The organism is Bradyrhizobium sp. HKCCYLRH1034 (assembly GCF_051168375.1).
Taxonomy (GTDB): domain Bacteria; phylum Pseudomonadota; class Alphaproteobacteria; order Rhizobiales; family Xanthobacteraceae; genus Bradyrhizobium.
Window position 1 is genome coordinate 498,543 of the sequence record NZ_JBNPUW010000002.1, and the last position, 15,522, is coordinate 514,064.

At 67.2% G+C, this 15,522-nt stretch carries 11 protein-coding genes; 3 read left to right on the plus strand and 8 right to left on the minus strand.

Going from position 1 to position 15,522, the window contains the following annotated elements:
• Positions 1 to 107 precede the first annotated feature (107 nt).
• From ACQR0W_RS06115 to ACQR0W_RS06130, 4 genes are all read right to left on the minus strand, one after another.
• Positions 108 to 1,382 (minus strand): DUF2130 domain-containing protein, encoded by a 1,275-nt coding sequence (locus ACQR0W_RS06115; protein ID WP_315717800.1) that lies wholly within the window; start codon positions 1,380 to 1,382, stop codon positions 108 to 110.
• A gap of 92 nt (positions 1,383 to 1,474) precedes the next feature.
• Entirely contained in the window at positions 1,475 to 4,552 is a 3,078-nt protein-coding gene (locus tag ACQR0W_RS06120; RefSeq protein WP_316187226.1) for an efflux RND transporter permease subunit, read from the minus strand.
• Complete coding sequence (locus ACQR0W_RS06125; protein WP_316226412.1) at positions 4,549 to 5,622, minus strand: efflux RND transporter periplasmic adaptor subunit; 1,074 nt, start codon at positions 5,620 to 5,622, stop codon at positions 4,549 to 4,551. The genes ACQR0W_RS06120 and ACQR0W_RS06125 overlap by 4 nt, the downstream gene beginning before the upstream one ends.
• Positions 5,622 to 6,743 carry an efflux RND transporter periplasmic adaptor subunit gene (locus ACQR0W_RS06130; protein ID WP_316173038.1) on the minus strand — a complete coding sequence of 374 codons (1,122 nt, stop codon included), beginning with the start codon at positions 6,741 to 6,743 and terminating at the stop codon, positions 5,622 to 5,624. The genes ACQR0W_RS06125 and ACQR0W_RS06130 overlap by 1 nt, the downstream gene beginning before the upstream one ends.
• 315 nt (positions 6,744 to 7,058) lie before the next feature.
• Between ACQR0W_RS06130 and ACQR0W_RS06135 the strand changes: the two genes are divergently transcribed.
• A complete protein-coding gene (locus tag ACQR0W_RS06135; RefSeq protein ID WP_315717797.1) occupies positions 7,059 to 7,697 on the plus strand; it encodes a TetR/AcrR family transcriptional regulator in 639 nt (212 codons plus the stop codon).
• Positions 7,698 to 8,007: 310 nt separating this feature from the next.
• On the opposite strand, the gene ACQR0W_RS06140 is transcribed toward ACQR0W_RS06135, so the two are convergent.
• The gene (locus tag ACQR0W_RS06140; protein ID WP_315717796.1) at positions 8,008 to 8,307 is read right to left on the minus strand and encodes a hypothetical protein; all 300 of its coding nucleotides are present in this window, start codon (positions 8,305 to 8,307) and stop codon (positions 8,008 to 8,010) included.
• 433 nt (positions 8,308 to 8,740) lie between these two features.
• On the minus strand, positions 8,741 to 9,925 hold the full coding sequence (locus ACQR0W_RS06145) for a urate hydroxylase PuuD (protein ID WP_316171703.1): 1,185 nt from the start codon (positions 9,923 to 9,925) through the stop codon (positions 8,741 to 8,743).
• 199 nt (positions 9,926 to 10,124) lie between these two features.
• Here ACQR0W_RS06145 and ACQR0W_RS06150 point away from each other — a divergent pair, with 199 nt between their 5' ends.
• On the plus strand, positions 10,125 to 10,427 hold the full coding sequence (locus tag ACQR0W_RS06150; RefSeq protein WP_316171704.1) for a hypothetical protein: 303 nt from the start codon (positions 10,125 to 10,127) through the stop codon (positions 10,425 to 10,427).
• 23 nt (positions 10,428 to 10,450) lie between these two features.
• Here the strand turns inward: ACQR0W_RS06150 and ACQR0W_RS06155 are convergent, their stop codons facing one another.
• Together ACQR0W_RS06155 and ACQR0W_RS06160 are read right to left on the minus strand one after the other, a co-directional pair.
• Complete coding sequence (locus tag ACQR0W_RS06155) at positions 10,451 to 13,165, minus strand: molybdopterin-dependent oxidoreductase (protein WP_434840603.1); 2,715 nt, start codon at positions 13,163 to 13,165, stop codon at positions 10,451 to 10,453.
• The gene (locus tag ACQR0W_RS06160; RefSeq protein ID WP_316226409.1) at positions 13,162 to 13,986 is read right to left on the minus strand and encodes an FAD binding domain-containing protein; all 825 of its coding nucleotides are present in this window, start codon (positions 13,984 to 13,986) and stop codon (positions 13,162 to 13,164) included. Before ACQR0W_RS06160 ends, ACQR0W_RS06155 begins: the two co-directional genes overlap by 4 nt.
• Positions 13,987 to 14,126: 140 nt before the next feature.
• Here ACQR0W_RS06160 and ACQR0W_RS06165 point away from each other — a divergent pair, with 140 nt between their 5' ends.
• Positions 14,127 to 15,473, plus strand: coding sequence for an 8-oxoguanine deaminase (locus tag ACQR0W_RS06165; protein WP_434840604.1), 1,347 nt, complete (start codon positions 14,127 to 14,129; stop codon positions 15,471 to 15,473).
• The last annotated feature ends 49 nt before the right edge of the window (positions 15,474 to 15,522 follow it).

A 15,522-nucleotide genomic window follows, 5' to 3' on the forward strand; every position in this document is an offset into this window, starting at 1 on the left:
TCTGCATCCGCATGCCGCCGTGGGAATGCGAGACGCGGCCGCGTCGGAAAGCATAAACGCGCAGCTGGTGCTGGCACACCTCGGATCGGGGCGGCGGCCGGTGTGCGCTACTCCGCCGCCTCGCTCTTGCCCTCGATCAGCAGCACGTCGAGGCTCTCGATCTCCTGCATCGCGCGGCCGGCGATGCCCTGCAGGTCGCCATACAGGCCCGCCGTCGAATCCAGCACGCTGCGCAGTTGCTCCTCGCGCTTGGCCCACAGCCGCATCATGGTCTTGCGCTCGCGGTCGAGATCCGACTGCATCTCGGTGAAGCGCTCGACGATGGCGTCGATGCGGTGGCGGAAGCGGGGCCCCGTGAGATAGGCGTAGACCATCTCCATCTTGGTCTGCTGGCCCTCCTGCGCGAGCTTGCTGCAGGCGACGTCGATCAGCGACTGCCGCAGTGCCAGCGACAGTGGCAGCGCGAAGCGCGGCTCGGCGACCCAGACGCCGTCGATCAGGTCGAAGCCGTCGACCCCCTTGGGCAGCGCGCTCGAGACGATCAGCGCGATGTCGGCCTTGGCGGCGCGCAGGTCGTCGCGCAGCTTCACCAGCCAGCCATCGCTCCAGTTCTTGGTGCGCTTGGATTCCCACAGGATCGCGCCGCAGGCCTGGCCACCGGGGCCGACCACGCGATGGATCACGTCGCCGCCGAACTCGCCCTTCGGAACCGGCTCGACCAGGTCGCGGGGAAAGCGCGCGCGCAGTTGTGACTCCAGCTCGATCTCCAGTGCCTCGCCCTGCAGCTGCTGCGAGCCCTGCTCGGCCTTGCGGCGAAGCTCCTCGATCTGGCGCTGCATGCCTGCGATCTGGGTCTCCTTCTCGGCGACCTTGGCCTTCAGAGACTCCTCCGCCTCGAGCCGCGCCTTGTCGCGCACCGCGACGAGATTTTCCTGCACCTTGGTCTCGATGGTGAGATCGAGCTCGCGGCGGGCCTCGTCGAGCTCACGCTGCTTGCGCATCATCTCCGCCTGCGCCTTCTGCGCATCCGCCAGCTTGGCGTCCTTGCTGACGATGGCCTCGTGCAGCTCGGCGAGCTGGCGATCGCGGTTGCCCATCTCGTCGGCCACCGCCTGTCGTGCCTTCTCGGCCTCGGCCTGCGCGATCGCAGCGCGTTCGGCCTTCAGCTTGGTGGCGACCTGCTGGTCGATCGCAGCCTTGGCCTGCGCGATCTGCTCCTGCGCGGCCTTGAGCTGCGCCTCGCGGCGGCCGAAATCGGCTTCTTTCGCCTGGAGCTGCCTCTCGAACTGCCGGCGCGTCTCCGCGATCAGGGGCGCTGCGAGCTGCTCGGTCAGCTTGATCTCGGTGCGGCAGGAGGGGCAGACGATCTGAGGATCGGTCATGATTCGCTTCCTTCCATGAAAGCCGAATCTAACCGGCCGCCGCGTGGCGTTTAACCCACGCGAACGGCTTATCCCACGCAATTATCCGCGATTCACGCCCCGTGCGGCGTGGCCGCGGACGTCGCTGTCGCGTCCGGCGCCTTGATGCGGAACCAGGCGACGTAGAGCGCCGGCAGGAACAGCAAGGTCAGCACGGTGCCGACGATGATGCCGCCCATCATCGCATAGGCCATCGGACCCCAGAACACTTCGCGCGCGATCGGGATCAGCGCCAGCGAGGCCGCGGCCGCCGTCAGCATGATCGGCCGCATGCGGTGCTCGGTCGCCTCCATCACGGCCTCCCACGGCGGCCGTCCTTCTTCGCGCAGATGCTCGATCTGCACGATCAGGATCACCGAGTTTCTGATCAGGATGCCGATCAGCGCGAGCACGCCGAGGATGGCGACGAAGCCGAGCGGCGCGCCGCTCGGCAGCAGTGCCGCGACGACGCCGATCAAGGCCAGCGGGGCCACCGCGAACACCAGGAACAGCCGCTGGAAGCTCTGCAGTTGCAGCATCAGGATGGTGGCCATGGTGAACAGCATGATCGGGACGACCGCGATGATCGGCGCCTGGCTCTTGGCGCTCTCCTCGACGCTGCCGCCGGTGACGACCTTGTAGCCGGCCGGAAGCTTGGCGTCGAAGGCCGTGATCGCCGGCTTGAGCTGATCGACCACCGTGTTCGGCTGCACCTGATCGATCACGCTGGCCTTCAAGGTCAGCGTCGGCTGGCGCGAGCGGCGCCAGATCTCCGGCTGCTCGATCTGGTAGCGCAGGGTCGCGAGCGCCGCGAGCGGGATCGACTGGCCGTTGGATCCGGAGAGCTGCAGGTCGCGCAAGGTCTCCAGCGACTGCCGTTCCTTGGCCTGGGCGCGGCCGCGTACGTCGATCAGATAGATGTCGTCGCGCACCTGGGTGATCGAGGTGCCGTCGAGCACGCTGTTCAGCGCATTCGCGATGTCCTCCGAGGTGACGCCGAGCTGGCGCGCCTTGTCCTGCAGCACGTCGACCTTCACGACGCGCGCCGGCTCCATCCAGTCGAAGATGACCGCCCCGAGATGGCTGTTGCCGCGCAGGACGCCGGCCAATTCCTGCGCGATCTCGCGCACCTTGGCCACATCGGGCCCGCTGACGCGATACTGCACCGGGCGGCCGACCGGCGGGCCGATGTCGAGCAGATGCACATAGGCGTCGGTGCCGGGGAACGTCTTGGTCAGATAGGCCTGCAGCTTGGCGCGGGCACGGTCGCGCGCCTCGAGGCTCTTGGTCACGATGATGATCTGGCCGAACGACACGTCGGCCGGCTGCACGTCGAACGACAGCACGAAGCGCTGGGCGCCGGAGCCGACATAGGTCGACCAATGGTCGATGTCGGGATCGCCCTTCAGCGCCTCCTTCTCGAACTGCGCCATCTGCGTGTTGGTCTCGGCGATCGAGGAGTTCTGCGGCAGGTTGAAGTCGATGACGAGCTCATTGCGGTCAGAGGAGGGGAAGAACTGCTGTTGCACGAAGCGCATGCCGAACACCGACAGCCCGAAGATCAGGACCGTGGCGACGATCGTGGTCCAGCGGTTCCGCATGCAGGCATTGAGCATGGCGCGGAAGATCCGGGTCAGCCGGCCGCCCTCGGCATGGTGACTCGGCAAGGTCGCGGGCAGGATGGTGACGCCGAGCAGCGGCGCGAACAGCACGGCCACGATCCAGGACACGACCAGCGACACCGCGATCACGACGAACAGCGTGAAGGTGAACTCGCCGGCGGCGCTGTTGTTGAGGCCGATCGGGATGAAGCCGGCGACCGTGACCAGCGTGCCCGTCAGCATCGGGAAGGCGGTCGAGGTGTAGACGTAGGTTGCGGCCTTGCGCAAGGAGTCGCCGACCTCGAGCCGCGCCACCATCATCTCGACCGCGATCATGGCGTCGTCGACCAAGAGGCCGAGCGCGATGATCAGCGCGCCCAGCGAGATGCGCTGCAGCGAGATGCCGGTGTAGGCCATGAACAGGAAGGTGATGGCGAGCACCAGCGGGATAGAGATCGCGACCACGAGGCCGGCGCGGACGCCGAGGCTGACGAAGCTGATCGCGAGCACGATGATCACGGCCTCATACAGCGCCTTGGTGAAGCCGCCGACGGCTTCCTCGACGATCTTGGGCTGGTCCGAGACGAGATGCACGCCGACGCCGACCGGCAGGTCGGCGACGACCTTCGCCATCTCCTCCTTCAGCGCCTCGCCGAAGTCGAGCAGATTGGCGCCGGCCTTCATGCCGATGGCAAGTCCGATCGCCGGCTGGCCGTTGAAGCGGAACAGCGACGTCGGCGGGTCCTCATAGCCGCGGGTGATGGTGGCGACGTCGGTGAGCGGGAAGAAGCGGTCGTTGATGCGCAGGTTGATCGCCTTGAGGCTCTCCTCGGAGGTGAACTGGCCGGAGACGCGTACGGCGACGCGCTCGGGGCCGGCCTGCAGCACGCCGGACGGCGACACCGCATTCTGCGCCTGGAGCGCCGTCAGGATGGTGCGCTGGTCGATGCCGAGCGCGGCCACCTTGCGCGGCGAGAATTCGAGATAGATCACCTCGTTCTGCGCGCCGACGATGTCGACGCGGCCGACATTGGGCACGGTCAGCACCTTGGCGCGGACCTCCTCGACGCGGTCGCGCAGCTGACGCTGGCTGAGGCCGTCGCTGGTGAAGGCGTAGATGTTGCCGAACACGTCACCGAAGCGGTCGTTGAATCCCGGCCCGACGACGCCGGACGGGAAGTCGCCCCTGATGTCGTTGATCAGGTTACGCACCTGCAACCAGGTCGGGACGACGTCGCGTGCCTTGGTGGTGTCGCGCAGATTGACGAACACGGTGGTCTGGCCGGGCACTGTCAGGCTCTTGGTGTAGTCGAGCGCCGGCAGCTCCTCCAGCTTCTTCTCGATGCGGTCGGTGACCTGGCGCGTCATCTCCTCGGCGGAGGCGCCGGGCCATTTGGCCTGGATCAGCATCGTCTTGATCGTGAAGGACGGATCCTCCTCGCGGCCGAGATGCACGTAGGAGAAGAGGCCCGCAGCCATGAAGGCGATCATGAAATACCAGACGAGCGAGCGGTGCTCGAGCGCCCAGTCGGAGAGGTTGAAGGACTTCACGGCTGAGATTCCTGATCGATGCGGACGGACTGGCCATCCTTGAGACTGTGCACGCCGGCGGTGACGACGCGCTGCCCGGCTTCGAGGCCGCCGGTGACGCGGACGCTGCCGTCCTCGTTGCGGGCGATCGTGATTTCCTGTCGCTTCACCGTCTTGCTGGTAGCGTCGACCAGCCAGACGAAGCTCTTGTCGTTCTGCTCGAGCACAGCCGAGCGCGGCAGCCGGATGACGGTCTTCTGCTCGATATCGAGCGAGGCGGTCACCGTGGTGCCGAGCCGCATGATCTCGGGCGGATTGTCGAGCGTGATGCGGATGCGGCGCGTGCGCGTGGTGGCGTCGGCGCGCGGTGCGATCTCGCGCACCTTGCCGGCGGCGCTGACGCTGGGATCGACCTGTAGCCGCACGGTGAACGGCGTGCCGGCCTGCAAGGCCCCGGCGATGTCGTCGCCGACATCGATGACGGCTTCGCGGATGTCGGGCCGCGCGACGGTGACGACGCTCACGCCCGGCGAGACGACCTGTCCGACTTCCGCGCCGACCGCGGTGACGATGCCGGCGAAATCCGCCTTGAGCTGGGCGTAGCCGAGCTGCTCGCGCGCCTTGGCGAGATTGGACTGCGCCTTGACGACGGAGGCCTGGGCGGCTGCGCGCGACTGCTCCGCGCTCTCCAAGGTCGCCTTGGTGGTGGCGTCGGTTTCCAGCAAGGTCCGCTGCCGGCCCTCGGTGCCGGTCGCATTGGTCAGTTGCGCCTGGCTGCGCGAGACCTCGGCGGCCGAGGCACGCACGGCGAGCTCGAGCGCGGCGGGATCGATCGCCGCGACGACCTGGTCCTGCTTGACCATGTCGCCGATATAGACGGGCCGTGCGATCAGCCGTCCGAGCACGCGGAAACTGAGATCGGCCTTGTAGCGCGGCTCGATCGTGCCGGTGACGGCCGAGCCGTTGGCCGCCTGCGGCTCGATCTTCATCGACAGCACCGGCCGGACCGGCTCGGGAGCGGCGGCCTTTTCGTTGCAGCCGGCGAGCAGAGCGAGCGCGCCGAGCGGAAGAACACAACGCATGGGCGTCATCACGACCGCTTCTCCTCGTTGAATACGATCTGTTGGCCGACGCTGAGCAGCTTGCCGCCATCGGTCACGACGCGGTCACCCGGTTGCAGCCCGGCCGACACCACGATCGCGCCGGTCTCGTAGTCCTCGATCGTGATCGGCTTCAGCGACACGGTCTTGTCGGCGGCATCGACCAGCCACACCGCCGGCGTCTTGCCGGCCGCGGTGAGCGCGCTCCAGGGCAGCACGATGCGTTGCTCCGGCTTGATGAAGCCGGTGACGCTGACGGCGCTGCCGAGGATCATCTCGGGCGGCGGATTTTCGATTGCCATCTTGACACGGACGGTCCCGGATTTGGGATCGATGGTCGGCGAGACTTCGCGCACTTGACCCTTGGCCGTCACCGAGGGATCCGAGAGCAGCGCAATCGCGGCCTTGGTGCCGTCGAACTTCAGCGACAGCGCCGCCTCGTAGACGTCGACCACGGCATCGCGATCGCCGTCACGCGCGAGCGTGAACACGGACTGCGCCGCCTGCGCCACCTGGCCGACCTCGATATTGCGCGCGGTGATCGTGCCGTCGGCGTCGGCGCGCAACTCGGTGAAGGTCAGCGCGTCCTTGGCGGTGTCGCGCTGGGCCTTGGCGGATTCCAGCGAGCCTTCCGCCGTCCGCAGCGTCTCCTGGGCCTGGTCGAAGGTCGCGCGCGTCGTGAAGCCGCTGGAGAGCAGCGTCTGCTGCCGATTGAAGTTGGAGGTCGCGACCTTCACCTGCGACTCCGCGGCGGTCACGGCGGCCTCGGCGGAATCCAGGTCGGCCTGCTGCTCGGCCGGATCGATCCTGGCGAGCAACTGTCCGGCCTTGACGTGCGCGCCGACCTCGACGAGCCGCTCCGTGACGCGGCCGCTGACCCTGAACGACAGGTCGGCGAGCACGCGCGCCTGGACGTCGCCGGTCAGCGTGATCGATTGCCGGCGCTCGGACAGCTTGACCACCTCGGTTCGCACCAGCCGGGACGGCGGTGCGGTTGCGGCCGTTTTCTGCTCGCAGCCGGCCAGCAGCAGGCCGACGGCAGCACAGCCGGCCGCGGCCAGCAGGCGTGAGCCCGGCGCCCGAAGGAAGGGGAATCCTGTGATTGGAGACATGGTCGTATCTTCGGCCCGGTTGGGTGGTGGCGATCATTCCCGTCCTGCCGCGCAAGCACGCAAGGACCGGAAAGCGCCTGTTGATCGTCAGCAGCGCGCAGAATCCGCGCAGCCGCCCGCCGTTGCAGGCAAGGTTCACGCGAAAGTTGAACACCATCCTCTTGACAGTGCGTGAATTAGACAATCAAATCTAGAATAATTCGTCTAGTAACATTCTCGTGGCGGTTTCGAATTCCCCCTGTGTGGGTTGCCGGGCGCTCCCGTTGGGACATCGGCCATCGCTGCCGCCGCGGTGAGCCAAGGCATGACGCGAACGTGCGACGCAAAGCTGCGACTGACCTGAATGACCCCGCGCGCACGACATCACGTGCGCCGCGCCAGGCGCGGGGCCGTGAGCGGCGCGAGCAGCTGCTCGACGCCGCAGCCGCCATCATCGCCGAGTCCGGGATTGGTGCCGTCAGCATGCATGCCGCGGCCCAGCGCGCCGGCGCCTCGATCGGCTCGGTCTATCATTTCTTCCGTGACAAGGATCAGATGCTGGATGCGCTCGCCGAACGTCACGATGCCGAGCTGCAGCCGGCATTCGATCGCGTGCTGCAGCGGAGCGATGCGGAATGGGCAGCGTTGGCGCCCGCAGAGGTCATCGAGCAACTGATCGGCTGGGCGATCCGCTACTTCGTCCGCAATCCCGATGCGCTGGCGACGCTCGATCTGCACGACCAGACCGTGCATGCCGAGTTCAGGGCCGTCATCGACCGCGTCATGCGCGCCAGGCTTGGCGACGAACTGGGCAAACAGGCGGCCACTACGCTCGATGCCGTCGTGCTCGGCACCCTGCTGTTCACGCGCGAGCAGGATCCGCGCAGTCGCGACGTCGTGGTCGCCGCGTTGCCGGAGATGATGGCTACCTATCTGAACGCTCTCGAGGCGAAGCGGAAGCGGACGAAGGCATGAGGTACAGGCGGCGTATCGATGCGATCAGGGCGGCTATCTGAACGGCCACGCGCTGCTCTTCCGATGCATCGCCACTGTGCGCGGCGTCGCCGTGTCCGCGATCGGCTGGGCCGGAAGGACGATCTGGTCGTCGACGTTCCAACGGTCGAGCTCGTAGCGCCATTTGCCATTCTCCGATGTGCGATAATCGCAGTCCTTCAGCGCGCGATCGCGAGACGGTGGATCGATGACCGTAGACGTCGTTCGGCGCTGGCGACGATGCTGACGATCAGGCGGAACGACGAGGCCGGCGCGGACGTACGCATACCGCTCATCGCACGGGGCCCGCCGGCGACGGCGTGTCGACATGATCCATCGTCGTCATCGACACCGGCTGCGGCTCGTCGATGAGAGCGGAGCGATCGCGACGACGTGCCAGACGCCGCTCGCTGCTCCGGTCGCGCCTGATGGCGATCCCTTCGACCAGCCGGGCCACGACGCCGACCACGGCAAAGCTCAAGAGCAGCGAGATGCACAGCAGCCCCAGATAGAGCTTCAGCACCGAGCTTGCGAAGCAGGCAAGCGCGATGAGCGCGACAATGGCCAGCCGGCCTTTGACGGAGATCGACATGATGGGGCGTTTCGCTGGTAGCTGATTGTGGGCGCCACTCTAGCGCCATGTTTTCTGCCGCCAAGCCGCGTCCCAATGGGTGGTAAATTTTGCCGCAAGGTCATGACGACAATCGGATGTGCTCCAGCTCAATCGTCGTCGCACGCGTCGCAGTTCAACTCCGCGTTGCGAAGATCCGGTTGTCCTTGTGCCGGCTTCGCGCATTCGTCGTGGGGAACCGAAGCGAGCATCCATCGTCGCCGAGGTCCGGCCTTCCCTGCGCCCTCTCGTTACGATGAGGGCCGAGATATCGCACGATCCGGGCGCATCGCGTCGCGGCAACGCGAAGCCGCGTCATCTCTCCGAGTAACGGATCAAATGCGCTTCTGCGCATCAGGGACCCGACGAGACCGGCTGTTTGAGATGGCCAGCAAGACGATCGGCAGACGTGCTGCTACTGCGCGCTGGCCCACGCCGCGAGCACGGCGCGCTCCTCGCCGGTGATCTCGGTGATGTTGCCGGGCGGCATCGCGTTGGACCAGGCCGCGTTGCGTGCGATCAGCCGCGCGTTGCGCTGGATGTGCTCGGCGGTGTCGAGCCGCACGCCCCGGGGCGCGCTGACGATGCCGTCCCACACCGGCTCGGCGGCATGGCACATGCTGCAGCGGGAGGTCACGATCTCCTCGACCTGCGCGAAGCTCGGCGGGGCGCTCAGGGCCGTCTTGGCGTCGCGAGGACCCGCTGCGGACAGCAGCAGGATGCCGATCATGCCCGCGGCTGCGACGCCCCACACCCACCATGGCGATGGATTGCCCTTGTGACGCTCGTTGAAGAAGTGGCGGATGACCGGCCCGAGCGCGAGCACGATGGCGACGATCACCCAATTGTAGCGGGTGCCGAACAAGAGCGGATAGTGATTGCTGATCATCAGCACCACCACCGGCAGGGTCAGATAGTTGTTGTGGACCGAGCGCTCCTTGCCGGCCTTGCCAAGCTTGGGATCCGGCGCCTCGCCGGCGAGCAGCGCGGCGACGATCTTCTTCTGGTTGGGGATGATCACCGCGAACACGTTGGCGACCATGATGGTGCCGATGATGGCGCCGATCTGGTTGAAGGCGCCGCGGCCGCTCAGCACGTGGGTGAAGGCGTAGGTGAGCGCGACGAGGAAGATGTAGCCGCCGATCGCGAATGGCAGTTCGTGCCGGGCAAGGCCGCTGCGGCAGGCGGCCTCGTAGAGCAGCCACGCCAGCGCCAGCGAGCCGAAGCTGAACAGGCCGGCCTGAAGGGGCGTGAGATCGAGGATCGACTTGTCCACCAGGAACAGGTCGGCGTTGAGATAGTACACCACGATCATCAGCACGAAGCCGGACAGCCAGGTGGTGTAGGCCTCCCATTTGAACCAGGTCAGCTCGCTCGGCATCTGCGCCGGCGCCACCAGATATTTGACGATGTGGTAGAAGCCGCCGCCATGCACCTGCCAGGCCTCGCCCATCACGCCGGTCGGCAGGCCCTCGCGCGGCCTCAGGCTGAGGTCGAGCGCGATGAAGTAGAACGAGCTGCCGATCCAGGCGACCGCGGCGATCACGTGCAGCCAGCGGAAGATCAGGCTCAGCCATTCCGATATGATCGAAGCCCACATCGCGCGCTCATCTCCTTCGACAGGGCAAGTCCAGAGCCGAGTGCCTGCGTCTCATCTGTGGCATCGATCGCATCTGATTTCCAGCGCGTCGCTGTGGCAGTCAGTGCACAACAGATTAGCTGTCATGCGCGCGTGATGCGGTGGACTCCGGCGGCGCGATTGCGTTCAATGTGGCGGTCTGACAAGCGGGACGGGCGGAATGACGAGACTGGTTCTGATCATGCTGGTGTTGGGACAGTTCGCTGGTGTGCCTCTGGCGGCGGCGCAGACCGCACCCAAGCAGAGCACGGCCAAGCGCGCCGATGCCTGCGCGCCGATCGGACGAACCGAGGACGGCAAGCTGGTCTATGCGATGAAATGCGAGAGCATCCCCAAGCCGGTCGCTCCCGTCGCCCCGCCACAGGCGGCCGCCCAGCCGTCGGAGCCGGCTGCGGAACCGGAGCCCGAGACCCAGCGGAGCGGCCTGTTCGGTTGGTCGTACGATCGCCGACCCAAGCCATAGCGCAGCCGTTTCCCCAGACCGCCTCATTCACCGAATTTCTCCTGCAACTGCGGAAGCAGCCGGTCCGGCTTGAACGGCACGGCCGTGAAGCGGATGCCGGTGGCAGCGCGCAGCGCGTTGCCGAGCGCGGCGGCGACCGGATTATAGGGGCTCTCGCTCATCGACTTCGCCCCCAATGGGCCGATCGTGTCGTGGGTGTCGGCAAACAGCACCTCGGTGCGCGGCACGTCGGCATAGGACGGCAGGTGATAGTCGCGGAAGCGCGGATTGATCACGCGGCCCGTGTCGTCGATCACGATCTCCTCGTACAGCGCGGCACCGAGCGCTTGGGCCACGCCGCCCTCGACCTGGCCGCGGCACTGCACCGGATTGGCGACCCGGCCGGCATCCGCGGCCTGCACGCTCTTGAGGATCCTGACCTCGCCGGTCCCCTTGTTCACAGCGACGCGAAAACCCTGGACGTTGAACGCGACCGAGCGCGGCGTGCCATGCGAACTGCCGCTCGCGGTGAGCGGCGATCCGCTGGCGTTCGCGAGCTCGGCGAAAGCGAGACGGTGTGCGCCGCAGGTGATTGCATCATCGGCGATCACGCAGGCGCCGGGAGCGACGTTCCACCTGTCGGCCGCGAACCGCTTGATCGTCTCGGCCAGCGCCTCGGCCGCAGCCTGGGTCGCGCGTCCCGCGACGAAGGTGCCTGTCGAGCCATAGGCGCCGGTGTCGTGGCCGCCATGCGCCGTGTCGGACTGTCTGAGGCTGATGCGACCGACCGTGGTGCCGAGCACGGTCGCGGCGATCTGGCGATGGACGGTGCTGGTGCCGTTGCCGAATTCGGCGGTGCCGACGGTGAGCACGAAGCCGCCGTCTTCGCGCAGGCTGACGGTGGCATCGGCGATATGGCCATCGGGCGGCACGGTGTCGATCATCGTCAGCGCGATGCCATCGCCCTTCAGCCACTCGGCCGCCAGCTCCGGCGTCGGCGTGGCCTCGGCCATCGCGCGCTCGACCAGATCGAGGCACTGGTCGAGCCCGTAGGAGCCGTACAGCACGTCGCTGTGCCCGGATGCCGGCGGCGCCAGCATGGCATCGCCCGGCCTGACGATGTTGCGGCGTCGCATCTCGAAAGCGTCGATGCCGAGCTGCCGCGCGAGCTCGTCGATCGCGGCTTCGACCGCGAAGGTGGTTTGCGGCAGGCCGTAGCCCCGATAGGCGCCGGCCGGCACCGTGTTGGTGTAGACGGCGAGGCCGTCGACCTTCTTGTTGGGACAATTGTAGACCGAGATCGACTCGGCGCAGGCATGGAACAGCACGGGCCCGGCGTGATTGCCGTAGGCACCGGTGTTGGAAAGAACATCGAGCTGCAGCGCGGTCAGCTTGCCATCCTTGTCGGCGCCGGCCTTGACCGTGACGCGCATCGGATGCCGCGTCGAGGTCGCGATGAACTGCTCCTCTCTGGTGAATTCGAGCTTCACGGGGCGCTTTGTCTTCAGCGCGGCGAGCGCGAGGATATCCTCGACGAACATCTCCTGCTTGCCGCCGAAGCCGCCGCCGACGCGCTCGCAGAACACGCGGACATTATCGGGCGCGAGGTCGAAGATCTCGCACAGCGCCCGTTTCGTCAGGAACGGCACCTGCGTGCTGGAACGGACGGTAAGCGCGCCGTTCTCGTCGAGCCAGGCGAGACCGCCGTGCGTTTCCAGCGCCGCATGCTGCACCCGCTGGGTGGTGAAGGTGCCTTCATAGGTCGCGGCGGCCGACGCGAGCGCGGCGGCGACGTCGCCGAACTCGCCATGGGTCTCGGCGACGATGTTGCGGCCGACGTCCGCGATGCGATGCGCGCTGCCACGGCCGGCGTGAATGATCGGCGCCCCGGGCACGATCGCGTCAGCGGGATCGACCACGGCAGGCAGGATCTCGTAGTCGACGACGAGACGCCGACAGGCCTCTTCGGCCGCAGCCTCGGTCTCGGCGACGACGGCCGCGACCTTCTGGCCGATGAAGCGGACGACGTCGTCGAGCACGCGGGTGTCCGCCGGATCCATCCAGGCCTGCTCATGGCGCGCGGTGGAGAACAGCGTCGCCGGCGCATCCTCATGCGTCAGCACCGCGTGCACGCCCGGCACCGCCAGCGCAGCCCTCTTGTCGATGCCGGCGATGCGCGCATGCGCGTGCGGCGAGCGCGCGAGCTTGACGTGCAGCAGGCCTTCGACCGTCATGTCGAAGGTGTAGCGCGCCCGGCCGCGTACGACGTCGGGACCGGCGGGGGCGGGCAGGCTGCGTCCGAAGGCTTCGCCGGCTGTGACCTGCTCGACATGAACGTGGCCGAGCAGCGCGTCCTCGATGGCGCGATAGCCGGTGCAGCGGCACAGATTGCCCTTCAGCGCCGCGCCGAGATCCTTCTTCTGCGCCTGGTTCAACGAGGCGCAGGTGACGATCATGCCGGCGGTGCAGAAGCCGCATTGGAACGCCTGCGCATCGAGGAAGGCCTGCTGCATCGGATGCAGGCCGTCATCGGTCGCGAGGCCTTCGACAGTCGTGACCGCCTTGCCATCGGCACGAAAGGCAGGGATCAGGCAGCTATGCACCGGTTCGCCGTCGAGCAGCACAGTGCAGGCACCGCAATCGCCGGCGTCGCAGCCCTTCTTGACGCCGAAATGGCCGGTGTCGCGCAGAAAGGTCCGCAGGCATTGCCCGGGGCGCGGGGCAGCATCGACCTCCTTGCCATCGACGATCACGGTCATGGCCTGAAGCCCGCGAGCTCGGCGCGGATCTCCTCGGCGAGGCGCAGAGTCATCGCCTTGCGCCAGGCGGGCTTGCCATGAACATCATCATGATACGACGCGTCTGGGATGCTGCCGAGAATGCCGGCGCGCAATTCGGTTGGGTCGGGCATCGTGGCGAAGCGCAGCTGCTGCGGCTTGATAGTCGATCCGGTTACCGTGAGCAGCAGGTCGCCGCTGCGGCCCGAGGTGCCGATCAGCAGCGCGCCGGAGCGTCCGACCGGGGTGAGTGCGATCTGGCGGAAGGCAGTGCGGCGCTTGAGCGCGGCCAGCGGAATGTCGATCTGGCGCAGCAGATCTCCAGGCGCGAGCACGTTGCTGTTGTTGCCGGTGATGAAGTCGGCGACCCGGATGCGCTGCTCGCTGCCGTCGTTCTTCCAGATCGTGCAGACGCCCTCGAGCGCGGCGAGCAGCGAGATCATCGGCCCGGCCGGCAGCGACATGCAGAGATTGCCGCCCACGGTCGCCGTCTTCCAGATCTTGAACGAAGCGAGGAACGCGCGGCAGCATCGATCGATCAGCGGCGCCGCGATCCACTCGGCCGGGCAGGGCAGCGCGTCCAGATCGGCGACGCTGCAGGTCGCGGCGATGCACAGGCCCTGATCGCTGATGCTGAGAGACGGCCAGGCGAGATCGCTGAGATCGATCAGCCGCGACAGGCGCGGCTGCGGTTCCGAGAACAGCCACGTGCCGCCGGCCAGCCAGGCATCGCCTGCCTGCCAGCTGGGCAGCTCGGCCCGCGTCCTCGGGCGCACGACCTCCGTGATGGTGTTCAGATCCATGGTGAAGCCAGCTCGTGGGCGCAGCCTATCGCGGGTGGAATCCTTGCAAGACCAGCGCCAACTGGCAATAGGATGACGCTGGCCTTCCGCTTGCAAGTTACCGGCACATGCAAACGCCCAATCACCGAGACGAGGCAGCCATGAGCACGACGCCGATCTGGATCAAGGACCCGCTCGCCATTCTCGCCGAGGGTGCTGCGCGCGGTGTCGTCGTCAAGGACGGCCGCATCGCCGAGCTGGTGCCTGCCGAGGCCGAGCCGGCCACCGCTGATGCGGCGATCTATGATGCCAGCGGGCATGTCGTGATCCCCGGGCTGATCAACACCCATCATCACTTCTACCAGACGCTGACGCGCGCGCTGCCGGCTGCGATGGACCGCGAGCTGTTCCCCTGGCTGAAGGCGCTCTATCCGATCTGGGCGAAGCTGACGCCGGAGGCACTGGATGCGGCGGTCACGGTTGCGATGGCCGAGCTGATGCTGTCCGGCTGCACGACGACGACCGATCATCACTACGTGTTTCCGGCCGGCCTCGAGGACGCGGTCGGCATCGAGGTGGCGGCTGCGAAGCGGCTGGGCATTCGAGTGCTATTGACCCGCGGCTCGATGAATTTGTCCGAGCGCGACGGCGGACTGCCGCCGGACAGTGTGGTGCAGGACGAGGATACGATCCTCGCCGACAGCGAGCGCGTGGTCGCGACCTATCACGAGCGCGGGCCGGATGCGATGGTGCAGATCGCGCTGGCGCCGTGCTCGCCGTTTTCGGTCACGGGATCGCTGATGCAGAAGACGGCCGATCTCGCCGACAAGCTCGACGTGCGGCTGCATACCCATCTCGCGGAGACCGAGGACGAGAACCGCTTCTGCGAGGCGATGTTCGGCTGCCGTCCGCTCGACTATCTGGAGACGCATGGCTGGCTCGGGCCGCGAACCTGGCTGGCGCACGGCATCTTCTTCAATGCCGAGGAGATGAAACGGCTCGGCAAGGCCAAGACCGCGATCACTCACTGCGCCTGCTCGAACCAGTTGCTCGCATCCGGCTGCTGTCCGGTGTGCGAGATGGAGGAGGCGGGCGTCGGGATCGGCCTCGGCGTCGACGGCTCGGCGTCGAACGACGGCTCAAACCTGATGCAGGAGGTGCGTGCCGCGTTCCTGCTGCAGCGGGCGCGCTACGGCGTTGGCCGGATCAGCCACAAGGATGCGCTGCGCTGGGCAACCAAGGGCTCGGCCGCCTGCGTCGGCCGGCCGGAGCTCGGCGAGATCGCGGTGGGCAAGGCCGCCGACCTCGCACTGTTCAAACTCGACGAGCTGCGCTTCTCGGGCTCAGGGGATCCGATCGCGGCGCTGGTGCTGTGCGGCGCGCATCGCGCCGATCGCGTGATGGTCGGCGGCCGCTGGACCGTGATCGACGGCGCCATTCCGGGGCTGGACGTCGGCGGGCTGATCGATCGGCACAGCGCGGCCGCCAAGGCCATGCGGGGAGGGTGAAGCGCGCAGCGTTGGAAAATATCCGCTCGAGAACTCCCCCCGACGTGTG